24 protein-coding genes are annotated in these 22,989 nt (G+C 63.8%); all 24 read right to left on the bottom strand.

The annotated features are described in order from the left end of the window. Positions 1-13 precede the first annotated feature (13 nt). The 24 genes from XH80_RS08865 to XH80_RS08750 all read right to left on the bottom strand — a co-directional run bounded on the left by XH80_RS08865 (position 14) and on the right by XH80_RS08750 (position 22,989). Positions 14-1,060 carry a flagellar hook-associated family protein gene (locus XH80_RS08865; protein ID WP_271598266.1) on the bottom strand — a complete coding sequence of 349 codons (1,047 nt, stop codon included), beginning with the start codon at positions 1,058-1,060 and terminating at the stop codon, positions 14-16. After that, positions 1,060-2,538, bottom strand: coding sequence for a flagellar hook-associated protein FlgK (gene flgK, locus XH80_RS08860; protein ID WP_271598265.1), 1,479 nt, complete (start codon positions 2,536-2,538; stop codon positions 1,060-1,062). Before flgK ends, XH80_RS08865 begins: the two co-directional genes overlap by 1 nt. A 46-nt stretch (positions 2,539-2,584) precedes the next feature. Beyond that, positions 2,585-3,823 (bottom strand): flagellar hook protein FlgE, encoded by a 1,239-nt coding sequence (locus XH80_RS08855; protein WP_271598264.1) that lies wholly within the window; start codon positions 3,821-3,823, stop codon positions 2,585-2,587. 115 nt (positions 3,824-3,938) lie between these two features. After that, positions 3,939-4,520 (bottom strand): transglycosylase SLT domain-containing protein, encoded by a 582-nt coding sequence (locus tag XH80_RS08850; RefSeq protein ID WP_271598263.1) that lies wholly within the window; start codon positions 4,518-4,520, stop codon positions 3,939-3,941. Then, positions 4,471-5,808 carry a flagellar hook-length control protein FliK gene (gene fliK / locus XH80_RS08845; RefSeq protein WP_271598262.1) on the bottom strand — a complete coding sequence of 446 codons (1,338 nt, stop codon included), beginning with the start codon at positions 5,806-5,808 and terminating at the stop codon, positions 4,471-4,473. The genes XH80_RS08850 and fliK overlap by 50 nt, the downstream gene beginning before the upstream one ends. Next, the gene (locus XH80_RS08840) at positions 5,805-6,989 is read right to left on the bottom strand and encodes a chemotaxis protein (RefSeq protein WP_271598261.1); all 1,185 of its coding nucleotides are present in this window, start codon (positions 6,987-6,989) and stop codon (positions 5,805-5,807) included. The genes fliK and XH80_RS08840 overlap by 4 nt, the downstream gene beginning before the upstream one ends. Further along, the gene (locus XH80_RS08835; RefSeq protein ID WP_271598260.1) at positions 6,986-8,305 is read right to left on the bottom strand and encodes a MotB family protein; all 1,320 of its coding nucleotides are present in this window, start codon (positions 8,303-8,305) and stop codon (positions 6,986-6,988) included. Before XH80_RS08835 ends, XH80_RS08840 begins: the two co-directional genes overlap by 4 nt. A gap of 7 nt (positions 8,306-8,312) precedes the next feature. Beyond that, on the bottom strand, positions 8,313-9,020 hold the full coding sequence (locus XH80_RS08830) for a hypothetical protein (RefSeq protein WP_271598259.1): 708 nt from the start codon (positions 9,018-9,020) through the stop codon (positions 8,313-8,315). After that, positions 9,017-10,642 carry a flagellar basal-body MS-ring/collar protein FliF gene (fliF, locus tag XH80_RS08825; RefSeq protein WP_271598258.1) on the bottom strand — a complete coding sequence of 542 codons (1,626 nt, stop codon included), beginning with the start codon at positions 10,640-10,642 and terminating at the stop codon, positions 9,017-9,019. The genes XH80_RS08830 and fliF overlap by 4 nt, the downstream gene beginning before the upstream one ends. Before the next feature lie 287 nt (positions 10,643-10,929). Continuing rightward, on the bottom strand, positions 10,930-11,838 hold the full coding sequence (locus XH80_RS08820) for a flagellin N-terminal helical domain-containing protein (protein ID WP_057742869.1): 909 nt from the start codon (positions 11,836-11,838) through the stop codon (positions 10,930-10,932). A gap of 286 nt (positions 11,839-12,124) precedes the next feature. After that, a complete protein-coding gene (locus XH80_RS08815; RefSeq protein WP_220004852.1) occupies positions 12,125-13,033 on the bottom strand; it encodes a flagellin N-terminal helical domain-containing protein in 909 nt (302 codons plus the stop codon). A 270-nt stretch (positions 13,034-13,303) separates the two neighbouring features. Beyond that, positions 13,304-14,209, bottom strand: a complete 906-nt coding sequence (locus XH80_RS08810) for a flagellin N-terminal helical domain-containing protein (protein ID WP_057742864.1) — start codon at positions 14,207-14,209, stop codon at positions 13,304-13,306. Between the two features lie 242 nt (positions 14,210-14,451). Beyond that, positions 14,452-15,192, bottom strand: coding sequence for a flagellar type III secretion system pore protein FliP (gene fliP / locus XH80_RS08805; RefSeq protein ID WP_220004854.1), 741 nt, complete (start codon positions 15,190-15,192; stop codon positions 14,452-14,454). Next, positions 15,189-15,632, bottom strand: a complete 444-nt coding sequence (locus tag XH80_RS08800; protein ID WP_271598257.1) for a flagellar basal body-associated FliL family protein — start codon at positions 15,630-15,632, stop codon at positions 15,189-15,191. Before XH80_RS08800 ends, fliP begins: the two co-directional genes overlap by 4 nt. 30 nt (positions 15,633-15,662) lie before the next feature. After that, the gene (flgH, locus tag XH80_RS08795; RefSeq protein WP_271598256.1) at positions 15,663-16,358 is read right to left on the bottom strand and encodes a flagellar basal body L-ring protein FlgH; all 696 of its coding nucleotides are present in this window, start codon (positions 16,356-16,358) and stop codon (positions 15,663-15,665) included. Positions 16,359-16,384: 26 nt separating this feature from the next. Further along, positions 16,385-17,140: a MotE family protein gene (locus XH80_RS08790; RefSeq protein WP_271598255.1), complete on the bottom strand. Its 756-nt coding sequence runs from the start codon at positions 17,138-17,140 to the stop codon at positions 16,385-16,387. Between the two features lie 67 nt (positions 17,141-17,207). Beyond that, complete coding sequence (gene flgI / locus XH80_RS08785) at positions 17,208-18,338, bottom strand: flagellar basal body P-ring protein FlgI (RefSeq protein WP_271598254.1); 1,131 nt, start codon at positions 18,336-18,338, stop codon at positions 17,208-17,210. Beyond that, positions 18,335-18,811 carry a flagellar basal body P-ring formation chaperone FlgA gene (flgA, locus tag XH80_RS08780; protein ID WP_271598253.1) on the bottom strand — a complete coding sequence of 159 codons (477 nt, stop codon included), beginning with the start codon at positions 18,809-18,811 and terminating at the stop codon, positions 18,335-18,337. Before flgA ends, flgI begins: the two co-directional genes overlap by 4 nt. A gap of 13 nt (positions 18,812-18,824) precedes the next feature. Continuing rightward, complete coding sequence (gene flgG / locus XH80_RS08775) at positions 18,825-19,616, bottom strand: flagellar basal-body rod protein FlgG (protein WP_057742849.1); 792 nt, start codon at positions 19,614-19,616, stop codon at positions 18,825-18,827. An 18-nt stretch (positions 19,617-19,634) separates the two neighbouring features. Beyond that, positions 19,635-19,964: a flagellar hook-basal body complex protein FliE gene (locus XH80_RS08770; protein ID WP_271598252.1), complete on the bottom strand. Its 330-nt coding sequence runs from the start codon at positions 19,962-19,964 to the stop codon at positions 19,635-19,637. A 2-nt stretch (positions 19,965-19,966) separates the two neighbouring features. After that, complete coding sequence (gene flgC, locus XH80_RS08765; protein ID WP_220004862.1) at positions 19,967-20,383, bottom strand: flagellar basal body rod protein FlgC; 417 nt, start codon at positions 20,381-20,383, stop codon at positions 19,967-19,969. 11 nt (positions 20,384-20,394) lie between these two features. Then, the gene (gene flgB / locus XH80_RS08760; RefSeq protein ID WP_057742839.1) at positions 20,395-20,796 is read right to left on the bottom strand and encodes a flagellar basal body rod protein FlgB; all 402 of its coding nucleotides are present in this window, start codon (positions 20,794-20,796) and stop codon (positions 20,395-20,397) included. Positions 20,797-20,858: 62 nt separating this feature from the next. Further along, the gene (flhB, locus tag XH80_RS08755; RefSeq protein ID WP_271598251.1) at positions 20,859-21,941 is read right to left on the bottom strand and encodes a flagellar biosynthesis protein FlhB; all 1,083 of its coding nucleotides are present in this window, start codon (positions 21,939-21,941) and stop codon (positions 20,859-20,861) included. Between the two features lie 13 nt (positions 21,942-21,954). After that, complete coding sequence (locus tag XH80_RS08750; RefSeq protein ID WP_220004864.1) at positions 21,955-22,989, bottom strand: flagellar motor switch protein FliG; 1,035 nt, start codon at positions 22,987-22,989, stop codon at positions 21,955-21,957.

The raw sequence follows: 22,989 nt of genomic DNA, 5'->3' as shown, positions 1-22,989 counted from the left end.
AAGCGGCTCGGGCTCAGAGATAGTTGATGAGACTGATCTTCTGGAGCTGCGAGGTCAGTGCGAGCGCCGTCTGGATCTGGGTCTGCAGCGTGTTGACGCGTACCGACGCTTCGGTCGGATCGACCTTCTCTATGCCGACGATCTGATTGTTCAGAATGTCCTTCTGAGTCTTCAGCTTGTCGGTCGCGTTGGTGATCCGCTGCTGGACCGTGCCCATGTCGCCGCCCAGCGTTGCGAGGTCGGTGATGGCGCTGCCGACGAGGCCGATGGCTTTGTCCACGACCACCTGGAACGTCGACTGGTCGAGGTTCGCATTCCCGAGATCGGCCATCATCGTATAAGCCTCGGCGAGCTTGCGAAAACCGGTCTGGTTGGCGCTGACGGATGTATCGGCGATCTCCGTCGTCGAGATGCGGCTTTGCATGACCTGGTCGGTGGCCGTTGACCAGTTGGTGTTCCAGGCAGGACTTGCGAACTCGGCGTCGAAGGGACCGTTGAGGAATGTCTGCATCTGGGCCGGCGTAATGGTGTTCACGCTGGCCGAGGATTGCGTGAAGCCGAAGGCCGCAAGGAAATCGGCATCGACCTTGTTCTTGCTGGCCGAGCCGGCCTGGTAAGGCGTGATCGGCTGGGTCTGCGTGTTGATGCCCGAGAACAGGAACGAGCCATTATAGGAGACGTTCAGCGCGCCGATCAGGTCCTGGAGATTGGAGGACGCCGGCGGCAGGATGATCCGGCCGCCACCATCGGTGCTGCGGGCCGCAATCAGGTCCTTGAGAAAATCAGTAGCGGTCGACCCGAGCTGGGTGATGCGGTCCTGGGTCACGTCCAGGCGTCCCCCGACCAGGCCGTTGGTATCGACGAGCTGGTCGGCGAAGCTGAGGTCCGCCCGCAAGGTGACGTCTCCCCCCGTCGTCGCCCCGAGCTGGAGGCCGACATCGGCGAAACGCCCGGTGGTCGCTTCCGTCGACGCTTTGCTCAGCGCAGCCTGGTTGTTCGTGATCGAATACCTCAAGGACGAGGACAGCACGAGGGTGGAAATGTAGTTGGCGCTCATCATCACGGATTCCCCACGGCGGCTAGCAAGGCTTGCAACATCTGGTCAACGGTCGAAATGATCTTGGAGGACGCCGAATAGGTGCGCTCGACCTGGAGCATCAACGACATCTCATCGTCCATGTTGACGCCGTTGACGTTCGACAGCGCCGTCGTGCTGCGGTCCAGCAGCGTGTTCTGATATTGAGAGCTGTCGCTGGCGGCCTTGCGCTGGTTCTCGATCCAGCTGGTCGACGACGATGCGTAGTCGATCAGGCTGCCGTTCGGCTTGCCCTGCGTTGTCGCATCGAACGGCTGCGACGCGTCCATGTTGCCGATGAGCTGCTGCAGCCGGGCCGAAAAGCCGCCGTTGCCCGCAGTGTTGTAGTTATAGGCCGGGTTCCCGCTGATGGCACCGTCGCGCAGCAGATTCGGGTTGCCACCCAAGGCGGGATCGACCGACGCCGCGACCGAGATCGTGCCGGCGAGGCCCACCGAGACGGTAGCGCTCGCGGGCATCGTCGGCGCGCCAGGGTACGTGAAGAGACCGGGAACGTTGGGCAGCGCAGCGGCCGTTTGGTCACTTTCCTTGAAAGCATTGATCAGGCCGCGGGCGATTTCGTCGAGCTGGCTCTGATAGGTGACCGTGTCGCTGTCGCGCAGTCGGGCGAGTCCGGAAAGCTTGCCGGACTTGATCGGCATCACCGAATTGGCGCCGGTCACCGGCACGCCGTCGATGAAGACCGCGTTACCCGTGATGCTCGCCGAATACGATGTGGTGGGAGCGAAAGTTACCGCCCGCGCCGTTTTGTCGAACAGCACCGCGCCGCTGTCGGCGTAGAGGGCTGCATCGCCGTTGGTGCGGATCGTCATCGTGACGCCGACCTCCTGCGACAATTGCGAGACGATGCTGTCGCGCTGGTCGAGATAGTCAGTCACGTCGTCTCCGGCGATTGTACCCTTCACGATCGCCGTATTTACCGTCTGGAACTGGGAGAGCAGCTGGTTGATGTTCTGGACCGACGTTTTCATGTCGGCGTCCGCACCCTCGCGCACCGACTGCACGGTCTCGGTCGCCTGGTTGAGCGCGGTCGCCATGTCTTTGGCGGAGGTGACGGCGGCCTGAGCCAACGTGGTGTTATCGGGCGCGTTGGCATATTGCTGCAGCGCCTGCTTCAGCGCGTTGAGCTGCGCCGTCGGCGACTGGTCGAGCTGCGGATCGTCCACCGTGGCAGCGGCGATCTTCTGGAGACCGGCATAGATCGCGCTCTGCGTGGCGGCTGCCGAGGTCGCGGTCAGGACGTTGCTGTACAGGCCCGAAGAGGCGGCGCGCTGGATCGCCGCGACGTAAACGCCGGCGCCGGGAAGATTATCCAGCTCGGTGATCTTGCGCGAATAGCCGGTCGAACCGGCACCGGCGATATTGCGCGAGATCGTCGAGGACTGGATGCCCGACGCCATGAGCGAGTTGCGGGCCGAGTCGAGGGCTGAGGTAAGGGACATGGCGTGCTCTTGAACGTTCTCTTGCCCGGAATCGGCGTTGAGCTACTCAGCGCTTCAGGTTGACGACGACGTCAAGCAGATCTGCGCCGGTCTGGAACGATTTCGAGTTCGCGGTGAAGCCGCGCTGCGCCGAGATCATGTCGGTCAGCTCGCTCGCAAGATCGACGTTGGAGTCTTCGAGAGCGCCGGATTGGATAGTTCCGAGGCCACCCTGCCCGGCCAGACCGACCTGCACGTTTCCGGAATCAAGGTTCGGCGAATAGACATTGCCGACCTCCGGCGTCATGTGATCCGGGCTCGGCACGGTTGCGAGTGCAACCTGGAAGCTCTGCAACTGCGTGCCGTTCTTGAGCACCGCGCTCACCACGCCCTTGCTGTCGATGTTGACTTTCTCGACGGCGGACGGCGCGTTGCCATCAACGGTCGCCTTGAAGTCGAAGCTGGAGGCAACCTGGGTCATGGCCGAGAGGTCCATGGTGAAGGCCGAGCCGCCGGGGACGGTGAACGCGAGCGTCTTGGGGCTCGCTGCGGCCAGCGCGCCCTTTCCGGCCGCCGTGACGTTGAAGGTGAAACTGGTCGCAGCCGAGGGACCACCCGTCAGCAAGGCTGCGCCGTTGTAGACTTCGATGTCCCAGGTGTTCGCAGCGGTCTTCGCGGCATAGACGTCGAGCGTCACGGCGTTGCCGATGTTGTCGTAGGTAACCATCGACGTCTTCGACGTGTAGTTGCCCGGACCAGCAGCCGCCGCCGGAGCAGCGACGATCGCCGCGCTCGGATCCAGATTGGCAGCCACGGTCGCCTTGGTCGAGGGCGAGGCCTGCAACGCCATCTGGTTGACGTTGATGACCTGGAGGCCACCGAAGCCATTGGCGGCCACGTTGGGGATGGCGCCGTTCTGGATGTTGTAGCCCATCAACTGGAAGCCGGCGGTGTTGACGAGGTTGCCGGTGCTGTCGGGCACGAATGAGCCGGCACGCGTGAGGAAGTTGTTGCCGTTCGCATCCTGCACGACGAAGAAGCCGTTGCCCTGGACCGCGAGGTCCGTCGTCGAGGTCGTGAACTGGAGATTGCCGGGATCGGTGATGGCGTAGCGGACCGTGGTCTCGACCGCGCCGGAGTCGTAGTTGCCGGAGCCGCTCTTCAAGATCAGCGAGGAGAATTCCGTCGAAGCCCGTTTGTAGCCGACCGTGTTGACGTTCGCGATGTTGTCCGAGACCGTCGACAGCTTGTTGGACTGCGCGTTCATCCCGGAAACGCCGGTGCGCATAACACCATACAGGCTCATGTAGTGGGCTCCTTTGGCAGATTGGAATTACAATGCGGGGACTTGCTTGCGCGGGGCTGATGGTTGGTGGCGATGCACAACTTGATGTCGTGCCTCGACATCTCAGGTCGTCGTTTCATGTTGTCTTGGGCTGACAGAACGAGCGCGCCTTGTCGGTCCACGCGCCGAAGCCGCTGGAGACGAGATGCGCAACGATGTGGCAGACGTAGCGCTTCTGCGCCGGTTGATTGTTGGGACCGGCATTGTAGCGGGCGACCGCCATGGTCCAGCTTCCCTCGCGCTGCTTCAGCTCTTTCAAGAAACGCGCGGCGTAGTCGACATTCTCCGCCGGATCGAACATCGCCCGCACCGACGCGAATTTGTCGCCGTGAAAATAGTGATTGATCTGCATGCAGCCGAGATCGATCAGCTTGATGCCCCTGGCCCGCATCGCCTCGAAATTCGCGATCGCATCGTCCATGTCCTTGGCGAACACGGTCTGCCCTTCGGCGCCCAATGCATAAGGATAGAGCGCGCCGCGGCGGCCGGTCTCGGTGAGACCGACCGCATAGAGGATGCCGAGCGGAATTCCGTGCTGCTGCGAGGCGCGCGCCATCTCGCGCTCGCAAGGGCGCGCAGTGTCAGTCGCCGCTGCGGCGACGCCGACATTACAAATAAACAGGGCCGCGACGAGTATGTGGCGCCACGTCCTGATCATGGCGTGCCTCCTGGTTGGGCTGCTGGTCTTGGCGGGCTTGCCTGGCGCCGCCGTCGGACTGGCCGGACGTGCCTGCACCGCCGAACGCGCCTTGCGACTGCGATGATTGCTGTTGCTGGCCGGAGAGATGCGGCTGCGACTGGCCAGATCCCGACTGGAACCCGTCGAGCGAACCGTGCTGCACCGGCGCGACGTCGGCGACATATCCCGCCGACTGCATCAGGTCGCGGATCTGATCGCGCTGCTGATCCAGCATCGTGCTGGTGTCCTTGCGTTCGGCGGCGAGCTGAACCGAGACCTCGTTGCCGACGAGACGCAGACGCATGGTGACATTGCCGAGATCAGGCGGCTCGAGATTGACGGTGAGGATCTTGAGCGGCTGATCCGGGGCATTGTTCTGCGTGCCCAAGAGATCCGTCGCGACGGACGCGGCCGGCGCGGGTGAACTCTTGAGCTCGGACACCACGGCGTTCGCCACCTGTTGGGTCGCGCTGAACGGCCCCACGGGAGGCAGATGAGTCTCCTGCTGGACGACCGTGACCTTGGTCGTCTCAGGCAAGGCGTCGCGGCCCGCGGACTTTGCGACGCGCTCGACATTCGCCGCGACGGCTTCGAAGCCCGGTGTTGCCGGCATGGCATCCGTCGGAGCGGCACTTCCCTGCGGCATCGCTGCAGCCTGTGCACCTGCGGCCGCCTGCCCGCGCGCGAGGGACGTGTCGGCGCCGGAACGCGCCACAAACGAAGGCGCGGCGGTGGATCCTGCGACGTCTGCCGCCGCCCTTGCGTCGCCGATGCCCTGCTTTGCCACTGACGGACGCTCGTCCCGGGCCGACGTCTCCTTCTTGTCGCCGGACGGCTGTGGTGTCTGCATTGCCGCCGCCTGCGCGGCAGCGAGCTCCTGCCCCAGCATCGCGGGAAGGTCCAATCTGGGCGATACATCAGCCTTCGCGACCCGATCGACCTGCTCCGGCTTGTTCGACGATCTGGTCTGCTCGGTGCGTTCGTGCACCGGTTCATCCTTCGACGTGCCAGGCTCGCTCAACTGTCTCACGCGCGGGCGCGCCGGGGCAGCTTTGGTGGTCGTATCGGTGGTCGTATCGGTCTTCTGATCGTCCAAAGCCCGCTTGGCCATGTTTGAGACGGTGTGGAGCAGATCGTGAAACGAGGAATCGTCGGCGGTTTTAGTGCCCGGTGTTGCCACACCTTTCGTCGACCGGGTCACCCCGCGCGCAAGGCTTTCGGCGAGACCGGCGAAGAGCTGTCCGGAGGTTCCAGCGAGCTTGGTCATGGGCGATGATCCCTGGTGAGAAGCTCCAGTTCGCCGAGCTGCGACTTCGCGCGTGCGAGCGTCGCGTTGGACGAGGCAAGATCGATCCGTGCCGGCGTGGGCGGTGGCTTGTCGGCCGTCATGACGGCCGCCGGTCCCGTGATCGACTTGCGAATGTCGAGCGCGAGCTGGAGGGTTGCGTTGAGGAGCAGGACATCGCGCTCCGCCAGCTTCGACCGGTCGAGCGCCCTCAGCTCGGCGAAACCGCCGTCATATTCGTCGGTCAGCGCGCGGGATGCGCCGCGATAGAAATGTGCGCGTTCCCGATCGGGCGCGGCATCGGCGCTGAGCGTCAGCGCCCGCTCGGCCGCAAGGCTGACGACTGTAAGCTTGCCGCGGATCAACGCACCGCGCGCAATCACCAGATACAGCTTGAGGCGGCTGGCGCGGTCGACATGTTCCAGCAGCGCCGCGACCCGTGCAAAGCGACGATCGTCCAGCGCAAGATTCGATTGCGTCAGGCCCGTGGAGAAACGCTGCCAGAAATCGCCGGCATAGACCGAGTTGCGGTAGTGGCGAATATAGGCCAGCGTCAGGAACTCAAACTTGTCGAAGTCCTCGGCCTGCCCGACCAGAAGGACCTCGCGCCGCAGTGCCGCCTCCTCGACCAGCGTGCCGGGCAGCAGCAGGCGTGCGTCGTCCAGACGCTCGATCGCGAGCGAGGCCTCTGACCGGGCGAACAGCGCGCCCTGGACCAGCGCCACCTGCCCGCCCATGCCGGACGAAATCGTGCGCGGCTTGACGTCCTTGAGCAGCTCCCTCGCCTCGTCCTGCCGTCCCTCGACATAAGCGAGCGCGCCGTCGAACAGCGCCTTGTCGACATTGATCTTGTCGCGCGGCAGCTTGCGAACGATCTGCGGCGCGCCGCCGGACAGCAGGTAGATCACGACCGCCTGCCCGTTCTGCGGGTTGCTCCACACGTTCGGATCGGCGGCAAGAAATTTTTCGCCGATCTGCCGGATCAGCGCGATGTGGCTGCCATGCGCCGCGGTATCGCCCCGGGCGATGCCGTCTTGCACCGCCTGCAGCGTGCGGACGAGTTCATACGGCTCGCCCGACGGAGGCGCTGGATCGGAAAAGGCACGGGTCGCGGCCAGCGACAACAGCACCAACAGAACGGTGCGGAGCAGCGGTCTGGTCAAGGACGCTTCTCCCGGATCAGGATCTCGATCCGGCGATTTTGCGCGGCCGCAGGATCGTTCGGAAGTTTCGGCCTCCGGTCGGCATAGCCTTCGACATGCTCGATCCGCTGGGCATCGATACCGGAGCGGACCAGCATGTAATAAGCCATCTGTGCGCGCGCGGTGGACAGCCGCCAATTGTCGTAATTGTCAGATTTGTAGGGCCTGTTGTCGGTGTGACCACGTACGATGATCGTGCCGCGACGTTTTGCGATGAGCGGGCCGATCTTGTCGATGACGCGAACGAGCTCGGGCTGCGGCTCCGCCGAGCCGACTGCGAACATGCCAAAGCTCGTATCGTCGGTGAGGCTGACCAGCAGGCCTTCTTCGATCTGGCGGACCTCGGCCACCGGACCGGCGCCGGCCTTGATGTCCGACAGCGCGTCGGCAATCGCGGACTGGAGCTGCTTCACGGTCGGCTGCTGGGCCTGGGTGGCATCGCGCGCCTCCGACTCCTTCGGGACATCGGTCGGGCGCGCCTGCGGCGTCGCGTTGGCCTGAAGATTCGCTTGCGGGCTTGGCCGCATGGCGGCCTCGCGCGCAGACGGTGATGGCACCGGACCCGGCGGCAGCAGCGGCGACATGCTTGTGGACGACGCCTGAGCGTCGGGAGCCATGCTGCCGCCGGCATCATCGGTCCTGCCCCGGCGCGGCTCGCCCTGATTTGTGTTGGCCGGATTGTCGCGTGCCGAAGCACTCGCCTTCGGCTCGCCCTCCATGATCCTGTCAGCTTCCTTCGAAGCCTCGGGCGCAAGCTTCCAGTAGCCGGGATCGAACGGATCGCGATAGGCATCGCCGCCCTTGAGGCCGTCCTCTTCCGCAGACGTCAAAGCCCCGGCGCGCCGCTGGCCCGAGGCCTGGTTCGCGCTGGTCGCGATCTCGGCGAGAGTCGCATAGGGATCGCGGAACAGGACCTTCTCTTCGTAGAAGGGCGGCTTCTCTTCCGTCGGCGAGTCACCGCGGCGCTCCTCGTTCGGCCCGGCCGGCTTGCGCCGGCCGTCCTGCCCCTCGAACGGCGTCGACTCCTTCTTTGAGAGATCCTTGAGCCCCTTGGGCGCGGGCGCGTTCTCGGCGAGCTTGATCGGATTGAAGTAGCTTGCGACAATCTGCTTCTGATCCTGGTTCAGCGCATTGAGCAGCCACATCACCAGAAAGAACGCCATCATCGCGGTCATGAAGTCCGCGTAGGCGATCTTCCAGACGCCGCCGTGCGCCTTCTCGTCCTCGAAGGCGCTCCGCCTGCGGATGATGACCAGCTCGTGCTTGACCTCCTCCATGGTGCAACTACCGGCGCGCCTCGTTCAGCCGGTCGACCCAGGTCGAGATCCGCGTCTCGATCGTGGTCTGATCGGCAAGGACGCGCACCTCGACGGTGTCGGCCGACTGGTATTCGACACCGGTGCGGCCGGCCAGATTGAGTTGTGCCCTGACGAGGTCGATGAGCTCGCTGGGGCCGGTGACGCGGAACACCGACACGGGCGAGTTCGAGGTCAACGCCGCGATCTGCTCGACCAGGGATCCGATCGCCTTGTCGCGAACCGCTTCAGCGAGGAATGGCAGCAATATCCGAGCCACCGAGCTTGCGATGTTGCTCTCGATCTCGCGGCAGGCCGCGTCGAAGCCGTTGACGATCGCGACGGCCTGCTGGTCGGACCATTTGGCCCGCTCCTCTCCCAGCCGGATCGCACTGCGGACCCGCTCTTCGGCGAGCTTGGCTTCACCCTCCGCAACACCGGCAGCATGGCCGCGCCGATAGGCGTCTTCGAGAAGGTTCAGCGGTGCAGCTTCCGGCGCAGACGCCGGAGGCGGCGGTTGAAGTTGCGGCTGCGATTGCGCCTGGCGCTCCTGGCGCTGCGGTTGAGGCTGCGGCTCGCGCCGGACCTCCTTCTGCTTCGTCAGCACGTCCTGGACCTTGGGCAGCGGAGCCGGAGGTGACTTGGCCCGGCCGTTGGCGTCGAATTGCGTCAGGAGTTTTCCGATTGCCGCGTTCATGCCGCCTCCTCGCGTCGCATCCAGTCCTTAAGGATTGCTGCCGCCTGCATCTGATCGAGGCGGACGATCTGCTCGAGCCGCTTCTGCGGCGTACGCTGCATCTTGCCTTCGAGGTCCTCGACGAGATTGAGCTCGGGGTCCTGGCTCTCAGCCAGAGCGAGGGCCGTGGCAGCTTCGAGTTCAGCCGCTTCGGCCGCCTCGCTCTGTTCCTGCGCTGCACGATGGGTCAGGATGCCGTTGACCGCCGGCCGGAGCCCGAACCAGACCAGCATCGAAGCGACGGCCAGGATCGTCACCGCATTGATCACGCTGCCGAGCTGCTTGTTCATCATCTCGACAAAGCTGATCGGCGGAACCGGCGCCAGATCGCGCGAGCCCTCCACGAAATCGACCGCCGTCACCTGGATCTGGTCGCCCCGGGTCTTGTCCAGGCCGCCGGCGGTTGCCGCCAGCTGGCTGATCTCGGCGAGCTTGCTGTCGACGATGGCCTGGTTGGTCTTGTCGCCGAGGTCGGCGACCAGCCGAGCCCGGTTGACCAGCACGGCGATGAAGAGCTTCTTGACCGAGTAGCCGTCACTGACCGTCGTCGTGGTCTTGGACGAGACCTCGAAATTGGTGACGTCCTCGCGACGGGTCTTGTCCTCGCTGGAATTCTTGGTGCCGCCGGCATTGACCTGCTGGTCCGGCAGGTTTTGCTGGACCGTCGTCGGCGTCGAGCGATCGGCGTTCGATGACTTCTCGTTTTCGCGAACGTTGCGTACGGAACGCTCGGCGCGTGTCTCCGGATCGTAGACCGTCTCGTTGATCTGGCGCTTGTCGGTCGAGAGCTGGGGCGCGACGCTGACCTCGAAATTGTCCAACCCCAGATAGGGCGTCAACGCCTTGCGGATGTTCTCCTGCACCATTCCGCCGACGGTCTTCTGAAGGCTCGCCATCTTGGTCGGCGCGGCGCTGGCCTCGTCTTCCTCCGCCAGCAGCATCGAGCCGTCGGCATCGAGCACCGTGACCTTGTCGCGCGTCATGCCGGGAATGGCGGCCGCGACGAGGTGGCGGATCGACTGCGCCGTCCGCGCCTCGATCGCACCGTCAGTGCGCAGCACGACCGACGCGGAAGGCGGCTGCTGCGTCGCGCGGAACGAGCCGCGTACCGGCATCACGATGTGCACCCGTGCCGCCTTGACGCCTTTCATCAGCTGAACGGTGCGCGCAATCTCGCCTTCGAGTGCACGCAGCTTGGTCACCTCCTGCATGAATGAAGTCAGCCCGAGCGAACCGATCTTGTCGAACAGCTCGTAACCGGAATTGGCGCTGGTCGGCAGCCCCTTCTCGGCGAGCAGCATTCGCGCCTGCGCGGTCTGGCTCGGTCGCACCGAGACGGCATCACCGGCCGCGCTGATATCGAAGGTGATGTTCTGCTCGCGCAGCGCAGCCCCGATGCGTGTCACGTCTTCGCGCGTGAAGCCGGTATAAAGCGTTTCGTATTCCGGACGGCTCAGATAATAGGCGCCGCCGACCACGGTGACGAGGACGGCGAAGCCGATCAATCCCAAGGCCATCAGACGTCGCGGCCCAAGTTCCAGCAGATTGTTGAGCAGCTGCTGTAGCTGCGCGCGACTGAGCATGTGACCTCGTACCAATGCGAATGGCAAGGACACTCCGCCGCCAACCTTGTCTGAGGGTTGCGCAAGCATGCGAATAAGTCGCTTCGCAGGCGAGACGTTGCAATTTTGCAGGAAGTTCAGACGTCGCAACCGGCTCAACGGCAACGAGCGAGCGCCCGCGCGAACGACACGTCGCTTTGACGTCTGGCGTCAGGAAATCAATTGCGGGCACGTCATGTGCCGTCACGTCCGCCGGTCGAGGCGGGACCGTGCTCCCCAGGGAGCACGGTCGCTTTCGAAGCCGAGGCTTACTTGAACAGCGAGAGGATGCTCTGGCTATTCTGGTTGGCGATCGACAGCGCCTGGACGCCGAGCTGCTGCTGGGTCTGGAGCGCCTGCAGGCGGGTGGATTCCGCGTTCATGTCGGCGTCAACAAGCTGCCCGACACCGCGGGTCACCGAGTCCATCAGGGTCTTGACGAAATCGGTGTTGGTCGCGAGGCGGTTCTTGACGGCGCCGAGGTCGGCGGCAGCCGAGGCTACCGAGTTGATCGCGGCCGTGACCTGCGTGATGTAACCGTCGAGCGTGGCCTGGTCGGCTGCCGAGTCGGTCAGCGTTGAGATGCTGATCGTGTCGACCGATGCGCCGGCACTCACCTTGTCCAGGATACCGCTGGTGGACGAAGTGTAGAGCGAGTAGTTCGAGATCGTCAGCGTGATGGAGCCGATGGTCGGCGTGCCACCGACGCGCGAGAACGAGGACACCAGGTCGAACGTCGCGGGCGTGGCCGTCGTCGTGCTCAGCCAGTTCACGCCGTTGAAGGTCGCCGCCGCGGCGGTGCCCTTCATCTGCTGCTGGATCTGGGTGATGTCGGCCTGGATCTTGGTGCGGTCGATGCCGGCGGTCTTCGCCTCCACCAGCAGCGACTGCAGCTTGGTCAGGCCGCCGGTGCTGTCGCCGACAACGGCGGTCAGCGCGGTATATTCGGTGTCGACGGTCGCAGCCGACAGACCGAGCGAGTCGGAGACGGCGGAGAGCGCGGCGTTGTCGGCGCGCATCGAGGTCGCGATCGACCAATAGGCGGCGTTATCCGACGCGGTGGCGACGCGCTGGCCGGTCGAGATCCGGTTTTCGGTGGTCTGCAGATTGGAGCTGACGTTGCGCAGCGTCTGCAGCGCGGTCATTGCTGCGGAGTTGGTGAGAAGGCTAGAACTCATGTTTGACGTCCCCTGAAAACGACTTGAAATTGTTGGGACATACCGGGCTTGCACCGGTACGACAGGGCGGCATCATGCCTTTGGGCTGCAAAAAGCGCGCTCAACCTGCCGTAAAGGCTGCGATAGCACGCGAAGTTTGCGCGAAGCTTGCGGCCCGTGACTGCACCGGGGAGGAGCGACAGTTCGAGGCGCGAAGTCGAGATCTTTCCGGTACGCCAACAACGCACCCAAAATGAAAGGAGCCGCGCTTCGCGAGAAGCGCGGCTCCCTCAGGTCGTGTTCAGGGTTAGCGGAACAGCGAGAGGATGCTCTGGCTGTTCTGGTTGGCGATCGAGAGCGCCTGGACGCCGAGCTGCTGCTGGGTCTGAAGCGCCTGAAGGCGGGTGGATTCCGCATTCATGTCGGCGTCGACGAGCTGACCGACACCGCGATTCACCGAGTCCATCAGGGTCTTGACGAAGTCGGTATTGGTCGCGATGCGGTTCTTCACGGCGCCGAGGTCGGCAGCGGCCGAGGCGACCGAGTTGATCGCGGTGGTGACCTGCGAGATGTAGCCATCGAGCGTGGTCTGGTCCGCCGCCGAATCGGTCAGCGTTGAGATGCTGATCGTGTCGACCGATGCACCGCCGCTGACCTTGTCGAGGATGCCGCTGGTGGACGAGGTGTAGAGCGAATAGTTGGAGATCGTCAGCGTGATGGAGCCGATGGTAGGCGTGCCGCCGACGCGCGAGAACGACGACACCAGGTCGAAGGTCGCGGGCGTCGCCGTCGTCGTGCTCAGCCAGTTCACGCCGTTGAAGGTCGCCGCATTGGCGGTGCCCTTCATCTGCTGCTGGATCTGGGTGATGTCGGCCTGGATCTTGGTGCGGTCGATACCGGCGGTCTTGGCTTCGACCAGCAGCGCCTGCAGCTTGGTGAGGCCGCCGGTGCTGTCACCGACGACCGCGGTCAGAGCGGTATATTCGGTGTCGACGGTCGCGGCCGACAGACCGAGCGAGTCGGAGACGGCGGAGAGCGCGGCGTTGTCGGCGCGCATCGAGGTTGCGATCGACCAGTAGGCAGCGTTGTCCGACGCAGTGGCGACGCGCTGGCCGGTCGAGATGCGGTTTTCCGTGGTCTGCAGGCTGGAGCTGACGTTGCGCAGCGTCTGCAGCGCGGTCATAGCGGCGGAGTTGGTGAGAAGGCTAGAACCCATTTTGATGTCCCTTTGAAGATCGAGTTGTTTTGGGGACATACCGGACTTGCACCGGTACGACAGGGCGGCGTCATGCCTTTGGGCTGCGCAAGAGCGTTGAGGGCCCAACCTGTCGTACGGCGACCGTAACGCTCGAAGCTTGTGCGAGGCTTGTGGCTCTGTGTCCTCGCCGCAACAGCGAAGCCAAAGTTGCGACGCGCCCTGGACGTCGCCTCAAACGAAAAGGCCGCACTTCGCGAGAAGCGCGGCCCCCTCAGATTGTCGTCAGACTTAGCGGAACAGCGAGAGGATGCTCTGGCTGCTGCTGTTGGCGATCGAGAGCGCCTGGACACCGAGCTGCTGCTGGACCTGGAGGGCCGACAGGCGGGTGGACTCCTGGTTCATGTCGGCGTCGACGAGCTGGCCGATACCGCGGCTCACTGAGTCCATCAGCGACTTCACGAAGTCGGTGTTGGTCGAGATACGGTTCTTCACGGCACCGAGGTTCGCAGCGGCCGAAGCCACCGAGTTGATCGCACCAGTGACCTGCGCGATGTAGCCATCGAGCGTGGTCTGGTCCGCCGCCGAGTCGGTCAGGGTGCTGATGTCGATCGTGTTGACCGACGAGCCGCCGCTCACCTTGTCGAGAATGCCGCTGGTGGACGAGGTATAGAGCGAATAGTTGGCAACGGTCAGGGCGATGGAGCCGGTGGTCGGCGTGCCGCCAACGCGAGAATAGGACGACACCAGGTTGACCGTCGTCGGCGTTGCCGTCGTCGTGCTCAGCCAATTCACGCCGTTGAAGGTCGCCGCAGCCGCGGTAGCCTGCATCTGCTGCTGGATCTGGGTGACGTCCGCCTGAATCTTGGTGCGGTCGATACCAGCCGTTTTGGCTTCCACCAGCAGCGACTGCAGCTTGGTCAAGCCGCCGTTGCTGTCACCGACAACAGAGGTCAGAGCAGTATATTCAGTATCGACCGTCGCGGCCGACAGACCGAGCGAATCGGAGACCGCGGAGAGCGCAGCGTTGTCGGCGCGCATCGAGGTCGCGATCGACCAGTAGGCAGCGTTGTCGGAGGCGGTCGAGACGCGCTGACCGGTGGAAATGCGGGTCTGCGTGTTGGCGAGTTGGGAGCTCACAGACCGCAGGGTCTGGAGTGCGGTCATGGCGGTCGAGTTCGTAAGCAGGCTTGACATTGCGAATGTCCCTTTATGTACGCGTTACATTTTCACGAGGGGACATACCGGGCTTCCACCGGTACGGAGGGGCGGCATCATGCCTTTGGACTGATGTGGGTAGGGTCCAACCCGCCGTGCCGCATTGCTAGCACGCCGAATCTTGCTTCCAGATTAAAGCGAGATTGAATTCACCAGCAAAATCATATGGTTAATATTACTCTTTACTAACCTTAACGATTCTCGTGGGCCGGTGATCGCCCTCACGAGAACGATCGCACCAGTCCGGAAGCAAGCAGATTCCAGCCGTCGATCAGCACGAAGAACAGCACCTTGAACGGCAGCGCGAGGATCGACGGCGGCATCATCATCATGCCCATCGACATGGTCAGTGTCGCCACGATCATGTCGATGACGAGGAACGGCAGGATGATGAGGAAACCGATCTCGAACGAACGCCGGAGCTCGGAGATCATGAAGGCCGGGATGATGACGCGCATGTCGATGCGCTTGTCGTCGAACTTCTTGCGAAAGCTTTCCGCGGCGAGCGACTCGAACGTCTGCAGATCCTTGTCACGGACGTGTGCCAGCATGAACTCGCGGAACGGATCGCTGATCTTGAGATAGGCGTCCTCCTCCGAGATCTCGTTCTTCATCAGCGGCTGCACGCCGGTCTCCCAGGCCCGATCGAAAGTCGGTGCCATGACGTAGAAGGTCATGAATAGTGCGAGGCTGATCAGCACGAGATTCGGAGGCGTCGTCTGAAGACCGAGCCCGGCGCGCAAGAACGACAGCGCGACGGCGAAGCGGGTAAAGCTCGTGACCATGATGAGCAGTCCCGGCGCGACGGACAGCACCGTCAGCAGCGCCATGAGCTGGATGATGCGGCCGCTGGTCGAGCCGTTGCCTGGCGGCAGCAGCGAGTTGAGGTCCGGAATCTGGGCGAATGCCACTTCGGGCAGCACGACCAGCAGCAATGCGAGCAGCAGGACTCTCAATTTCACTGGATCACCAACGTCTCAATGATCAATTCGCGGACCTTGCCGGACGAGCGGATGCTGGCGCGTTCGGACAGATCGTCGCGCAGATGCTGAAGCCCTCGCGCGCCTTCGAACTGCGTGACCGAGACCGAGCGCAAGTAAGTGACGATGTCCTCGCTGATATGGGCAGCGAGGATGCCGGCATCCTCGTCACTCATGCTGTCGGTCACCATGGAGGCCTCGACCCGGGCCCAGTTGTTGGCTGGGGCCGCAAGATTGGTCACGATCGGTGACAGCTTTCTCAGCCGCGCGCTTCCCGAATAGCTCGACGCGACCGGCGGCGGGGTAGCGCCCTTCTTTGCATCGGCGACGCGCTCGGCGGCGGCGAACAGATGCAGGCCAGCAAGCGCGCCGGCGCCTATCGCGACCAGGGTCAGCACGGCGATGGCCGCGATCAGGCGCATGACGCCTCCCGCTGCCATGACGCGCGAGCCTCAGAACGGTGCCACGGCATCATAGATCCGGTGTCCCCAACCAGGCTGCTGCACGTCAGACAGATTTCCGCGACCACCATAGGACACGCGCGCCTCGGCGATCTTCTCGTAGGAGATCGTGTTGGTTCGCGAAATATCCCGTGGACGCACGATGCCGCCGACATTGAGCACGCGCATCTCCGTGTTGATCCCGAACTCCTGCGAGCCGCTGATCATCATGTTTCCGTTCGGCAGCACGTCGGTGACGACGGCTGCGATGGAGAGCTTGATGTCTTCGGAGCGGTCGATCTGGCCGTTGCCTTTGATCTGCGTATTGGTGTTGAGATTGGCGTTGGCCTGGCCTTTGTCCTGCCATCCCGCGACGTCCATCAGCCAGTTCAGTCCGAACTGGATCTGCGAATCGCGCGAGCGGCCGGTCTTGTTGTCGAGCTTGGCCTTGTCCTGCATCGAGATGATCACCGTCACGACGTCGCCGACGCGGCGCGCACGGGGATCGCGGTAGAGATCGGTACCGTCGTCCCAGGTCGAGCGATAGCTGACGGGCTGGTGCATGCGGGGCGTCACCGGAATAGGCTCGGTCGGCGTCCTCAGGCCGCTGCCCACGGGCGACAGCTTCGGGCCGGTCAGGATTTCTGCCGGATCATGGGAGCAGCCGGTGAGAAGCAACAGCGACAGGATGAGGCATGGCGTCTTCATTTACTTGGTCTTCCCGTCATCCACATTTACTTGGTCTTCCCGTCATCCACGCGACGCATTCCACCGAGCAGGTCAGCGAGATGCGCTGCGCGCCCGGTCTCCATCTCGTTGAAAATCGCGCTCGAGCTCCTCGGGCTCAACTTTGCAAGAACCGCCGCGGCTGTCTCGTCCGCCATGCCCGCGATCTGGGTTGCGGCCGCGTCCGGCTTCATGCGCGAATAGATCTCGACGACGCTGGCTTCGGCCTTTTTCAGGAAGTCGTCGCGGAGCGCCATCCACTTCTCATACTCGGCCCGCTTGGCCTCGACTTCGGCGATCCGCTCGCGCAGCAGGCTCTCGGCCTTCTCCAGCTCTTTCAGCTGCCAGGCGAGCCTGGCGTCGACGGCTGGATCGGCGACGTTGCTACAGAACAGCGCGACTTCGTTGTCCGCGGGCGCAGCGGTTTGTGCCGGCACCGGCTTCGGCGGCGCCATGCCCCCGCCTGACTTCGCCGGACGCGCCGGAACGGGAGCCGGTGCTGGAGCGGCCGCTTCGGGCACCGCACCGGTGGTGGCGGGCGCTGAATCCTCGGCCGCCCAGGCCGTGGCCCGCGAATTATCGCCTGGAACAGACGCTGCCTGTGCATGCGACCTCTGCGGCCCGGGCGCGCGAGCGCGTGCGAACGAGAGCAGATTGAGCGGCTTCGACGGCTTCGGTTCGTCCAGCCCGAGCACAGGCGAAGCGTGCGCGAGCACGAACACCGTGGCCAGAAGGAGGTGCGCTTTGTGATCAAGCTTCAGCATCGGCCCGCGTGCGATTCCCGGTCAGGACCTGAGCATTGAGCGACCAAGCTTGCACGACGCTTGTGCATCATTGCACGATGACTTCAGCCTGCAGCGCGCCGGCGGTCTTGATCGCCTGAAGGATCGCGATGATGCCGGATGGTTTCAGTCCGATCTGGTTCAATCCGCGCACCAGGCGCTGCAGATCGACGCCGCTCAGGATCGCTACCTGCGATCCGGCCTCATTGGCCTCGACGATGGTCTGGGGCACGACGACGGTCTGGCCTTGCGAGAACGGCGCCGGCTGCGACACCACGGGCAGCTCGGTGACGCGAACTGTCAGGTTGCCATGCGTGACAGCGACGGTTGATATCCGCACGTCGCGTCCGATCACCACCGTGCCGGTGCGCTCATTGATCACGACGCGCGCGGGCGTGTCGGGCTCGACGGTCAGCTCGCCGATCTCGGCGAGAAAGCGAACCGGGCCGACATAGCGCGGCTTCGACAGCACGATGGTCCGGTAGTCGCGCTCAAAGGCAATCTGGGCACGATAGCGGCCGCCGGCATAGCGATTGACGGCGTCGAGGATCCGCGTCGCCGTGACGAAATCGGGGTTCTTCAGCTCCAGCACCAGGAACTCCATCTCGTGGAGGCTTCCCTGCACCTCGCGCTCCACCAGCGCGCCGTTCGGAATTCTGCCCGCGGTCGGCGTGCCCTGGCTGACGTTCTGGGCCTGGCCTCCGACGCTATAGCCGGCGACCGTGACTGCACCTTGCGCCACCGCATAGACCGCACCGTCGGCCGCGCGCAGCGACGTCATCACCAGCGTGCCGCCGAGCAGCGAGGTCGCATCGCCAAGGGACGACACGGTGACGTCCATCCGTTCGCCCGGCCCGATCGAGGGCAGCAGGTCCGCGGTCACCATCACGGCGGCGACGTTCCGCGTGCGCAGCGTCGTCGGCCGCGACTGATTGTTCGTGCTGCTCGTCTCGTTGCGGACGTTGATGCCCATGTTCTCGAGCATCGACTGCAGCGACTGTTCCGTGAAAGGAGCGTTGCGCAGGGTGTCGCCGGTGCCGTTGAGGCCGATCACCAGGCCATAGCCGACGATCTGGTTCTCGCGCAGGCCCTTGATGTCAGCGATGTCCTTGATGCGGACGGCTGCATGGGCGCTGGCGGCGCAGAAGATCAGCAGAAGCGCGATCAGGACTCTGGTCATGACCCGTCCGCGACCTTGACGGTGCCGTCCGGCTGGACGATGGCCCTGATGATCACGCCCGTGTCGGTGTTTCGCACGGTGATGAGCGAACCCGGCGCACCGGATTGCATCGCCGATCCGTACGTCACGATCGACAAGCCGGAGTCTTCGACAACCACCTTCACCGTCGCGCCGCGGGCGATGGTCCAGGGGTCCTCCACCGAATTGGTCGGGATCGGCTGACCCGGCAACAGCGCCCGCCGCGCCATCCGGCCGACCAGGACCTGACGGCCTTCGACGAACATAGCGACGCCGAGCGCATTCTGGTCAAAGCTGCGTTCGGTGATCATGTCTTCCCTGATCAGCTCGCCGGCGCGGATCGACGTCGCGGGCACGGGAAGCCGCTTCTCGTCCGCGGCGGCGTACTCCGCGAAGACGAGAACCACCAGCGCGGCGGCCAACCCGCGCACGATCAGGCCCTCCCAGTTCAACATGGACACACCGAAACTAGCGACTGAGACCCTTCGATACCGTCGAGGCCATGTCATCCGACGCCTGGATCACCTTGGCGTTCATCTCGTAGGCGCGCTGCGCCGAGATCAACTCTGTGATTTCCTTGACCGGATCGACGTTCGAGGCTTCGAGATATTGCTGATTGATCTTGCCGTAGCCGGCATCGCCGGGCAGGCCAACCACCGGCGCGCCCGACGCCGTGGTTTCGCGATAGAGATTGCTGCCGAGCGGCTCGAGGCCTGCCTCGTTGGCGAAATTAGCAAGGTTGAGCTGGCCGATCTGGCGCGGATTGACCTCCGTATCCAGCTTGGCGAAGACCTGACCGGTCTGGTTCACGGTGACCTGCACCGTTCCCTGCGGTACGGTGATATTGGGATCCAGCAGGTAGCCGTCCATCGTCACCAGCTGACCGGTCGCGTTGGTGTTGAACGATCCCGCGCGGGTGTATTGCACCTCGTTGTTCGGGCCCAGCACCTGGAACCAGCCCCGGCCGTTGATCGCGAGATCGTAAGGATTACCGGTCTGCGTCAGCGCGCCCTGGATGTGCAGTTTGCGGATCGCCGCCGACTTGACGCCGAGACCCAGATTTGCGCCCTCCGGAATCGGCGAGGAGCCGTTGACGTTTGCGACCCCCTGCATGCGGTCCATCTGGTAAAACAGATCGGTGAACTCCGCACGCGCGCGCTTGAACGATGTGGTGTTGATGTTGGCGATGTTGTTCGCGATGACTTCGATGTTGGTCTGCTGGGCATTCATGCCCGTGGCCGCGATGGCGAGCGATTTCACTTAGGTCACTCCTTCAGATCAAATCGACATTCGAACGACTTCCTGGTAGGCCTGCACGACCTTGTCGCGAACCGCGACCGCGGTCTGCAAGGCCTGCTCGGCCGACATCAGCGCCTCTACGACCTTTCGCGTCGATTCCTTGCCCCGCATCGCCGAGATCGACGCCGCTTCGCCCGTCTTCAACGTTCCGATCGCGTCCGTGGTCACCTGCTTCATCACGGAATCGAAGCCGACATCGTCGGCGGACTGGACCGGGGACGCCCCCGTAGGCGCAATGGCTTGTGTCTCGGTCGCGCGAGAGGCCGCCTGCCCTGCGGTGATCGCGGTCGATGAAATCGCTTCCAGCATTGTCAGCTCCTCAGCAGGTCGATGGTCATGCCGAGCATCGACCTCACCTGCTTCACGACCTGGAGATTGGCCTCATAGGAGCGGTTGACCTCCCGCATGTCCGCCATCTCGATCATCATGTTGACGTTGGGCATCTTGACGTAGCCGGCCTTGTCGGCGGCGGGATGTCCCGGGTCGTACTCGACGCGATAAGGCGTGGTGTCGACCCCGATTTCCTTGACCTTCGCCAGCTGCGTGCCGGAGGCCCGATCGAGCGCGGCATCGAAGGTGATGGTCTTGCGCTGATAGGGATCCGCCCCCGCGGTGTGCCCGGTCGACGTGGCGTTGGCGAGGTTTTCCGAGACGACGCGCATGCGCGTCGATTGCGCCTCGAGCCCGGAGCTCGCAACCGTCAATGAAGCCGATAGAGCGTCAAGCATATCAGTTCACCTCAAGTCTTCGCGCTGGTCATGACCATGCGGTTGAACGAGCGCACAATCGCCGAATTCATCGAATAGTCGCGATTGACGTCGCTGCCCTTGATCATCTCCTGCTCCAGGCTCACGGAGTTGCCGGAGTGGACGACGTCCCAGCTGTCCTTCTTGGCGGTAGCCCGCGTGTCGGTTTCCGCCGGCGACAATTGCATGTGGCCGGGCGAAGTGGTGGCCAGTCTCACCGGCACCGCGTCGAGCACCTTATTGAACGGCTCGACATCGCGCGCCTTGAATCCCGGCGTATTGGCATTGGCGACATTGGTGGCAATGGTCGACTGACGAAGCTCGAGCCAGCGTGCCTGCGACGATGCGAGTTCGAAGAGATAAAGCGGTCCCACGACGGCCCCATTATGGTTCATTGGAGAGAACCCTAGGGCGTTAAGCTTTCGTCAAGCTGTTGAGGAGCACCATCCCAGAGATTCTATTGAACCTTCGCGGGCCGCGCGGCCCGCTTTGACTGCAGGAAATAGATGATCTCGGCGACGGGACGGAAGAATTCGGCCGGGATCACCTGATCGACCTGCACCGCTTCGTAAAGCGCACGCGCGAGCGCCTTGTTCTCGATCACCGGAATCTTGCTCTGCTCGGCGACCTCGCGAATCTTCAGCGCGATCACGTCCATGCCCTTGGCCACCACGAGCGGTGCCGGGTTTTCGTCGCGATTGTAGCGCAACGCGATCGCGAAATGCGTCGGGTTCGCGATCACCAGCGTCGCGCGCGGCACGGAAGCGATCATGCGCTGGCGCGAGCGGTCGCGCGCGAGCGAACGCAGGCGCGCCTTGATCAGCGGATCGCCCTCCGCCTGCTTGTGCTCGTCCTTGATCTCCTGCCTGGTCATGCGCAGCTCGCGGCGCCAGTGGAAGCGCGCCCAGGCAAGATCGATCGCGACCAGCACGATCGTCGCGATGCAGATCGCCGACACGATCCGCATCGCGATGGTGAGGATCATCTCGGGCAGCGCGACCGGATCGGTGTACATCGCTTCGAACGCCCTCGCCTCCGACGAGCGCAATACGAAGCAGACGACTGCCGTCACCGAGACGAGCTTGAACATCGACTTGGCGAACTCGACGAGCCCTTGAGTTCCGAAGATGCGGTTCCAGCCGCTCGCGGGCGAGATACGCGAGAAGTCTGGCTGAATGCGCTCCAGCACCAGGCGCGGCGCGTTCTGCAGCAGCGACGCTGCGAGCCCGAACACCGCCAGGATCAAGACCAGCGGCACCAGGAACCGCAGGGCCTCGAGGCCGACCACGGTGAGCAGGTTCTGCGCGTCTGCACCGGTATGAAGCGGGAAGCCGTCGGGATCGTCGAGAAAGCCCTTCAAGGTCGGCGTCAGCTGCTGCACGCCCTGGCCGATCAGGAACGCCTGAATCACCATCAGCGCCGTCATGGACGCGAACATGGACGCCTCCCGAGAGACCGGAATCTTGCCCTGTTCGAGCGCATCGCGGACTTTCTTCTCGGTCGGCTCTTCTGTTTTGCTCTCCTGATCGGATTCTGCCATGCCCGTTCAGCGGTCAGCGGAAGACCAGCTCATCCTCCTGATCGGGGTTGAGCTCGATTTCACCCTTTTCAGCGAGGTCGAGTGCAAGATCAGTGATCACGCGGCGCGCCTCCAGCACGTCGCGCTGGTTCGACGGCTCGCCGATGGCGAGCTCGGCTTCGACGACGCGGCGAACGCGCGAGGCGACCGCGGACAGGATCAACTCGCGGAAATGCTTGTCGGTGCCCTTCAGCGCCACGACGATGCGGTCGGTCGGCACCTGATCGAAGATCATGGTGCGCGCCTTCGGCGCCAGGTTGATGACGTCGTCGAAGGTGAACAGCAGCTCCTTCAGCACTTCGGCCGATTTCGGCCGCTTTTCCGACAGGCTCTTCAGCATGTCCTCGATATGACCGCGCTCCATCTTGTTGATGATGTCGGCGACACGGGCGTAAGTGTCCGCACCGAGATTGCGAGCGAAATTGAGCGTCAGGTCTTCGTGCAGCGTCTTCTCGAGCACCTTCATCGCATCGTCGACGATCGGCTTGAGGCTGAGCACTCGCCGCATCAATTCGTTGCGCAGGCTCGACGGCAGCTGGCTCATCACCTTGGCGGCGCAAGACGGCTTGACCTTGGACAGGATCAGCGCCGCGGTCTGCGGATGTTCCTTGGAGAGGTAGGTGGCCAGCGAATTTTCCGACACCGACGAGACGCGATCCCACACCGACCGGCTGGAATTTCCGAGCAGGTCCGACATGATCGCCGTGACCTGGTCGGCGGGAAGCACGTCGCCCAGCACGGCTTCGAGGCCGCCGAGCGTGCCGAGGATGTTGGCGCCCATCGAGAATTGCTGGGCAAATTCCTCGACGATTGCCTCGAGTTCCTGCGCCGTGATCGGCCTCAGCTCGGCCGCGGCCTTGGTGACGACGCGAATGTCCTGCGGTTCGAACTGCGCGAGCACGCTGGCCGCGGCCTGGCGGCCCATGGCCAGCAGCAGCGCCGCGACCTTTTCCGTTCCGCCCAGCGTGGCAACGCCGCGCTGCTTGATGGGAGCGACCGGTGCCGCCAT

The sequence above is a fragment of the Bradyrhizobium sp. CCBAU 45384 genome (genome assembly GCF_028128665.1).
Lineage (GTDB): Bacteria > Pseudomonadota > Alphaproteobacteria > Rhizobiales > Xanthobacteraceae > Bradyrhizobium > Bradyrhizobium manausense.
The sequence above is the reverse complement of the archived record's forward strand: the minus strand, read 5'-3'. Positions and strand labels throughout refer to the sequence as shown.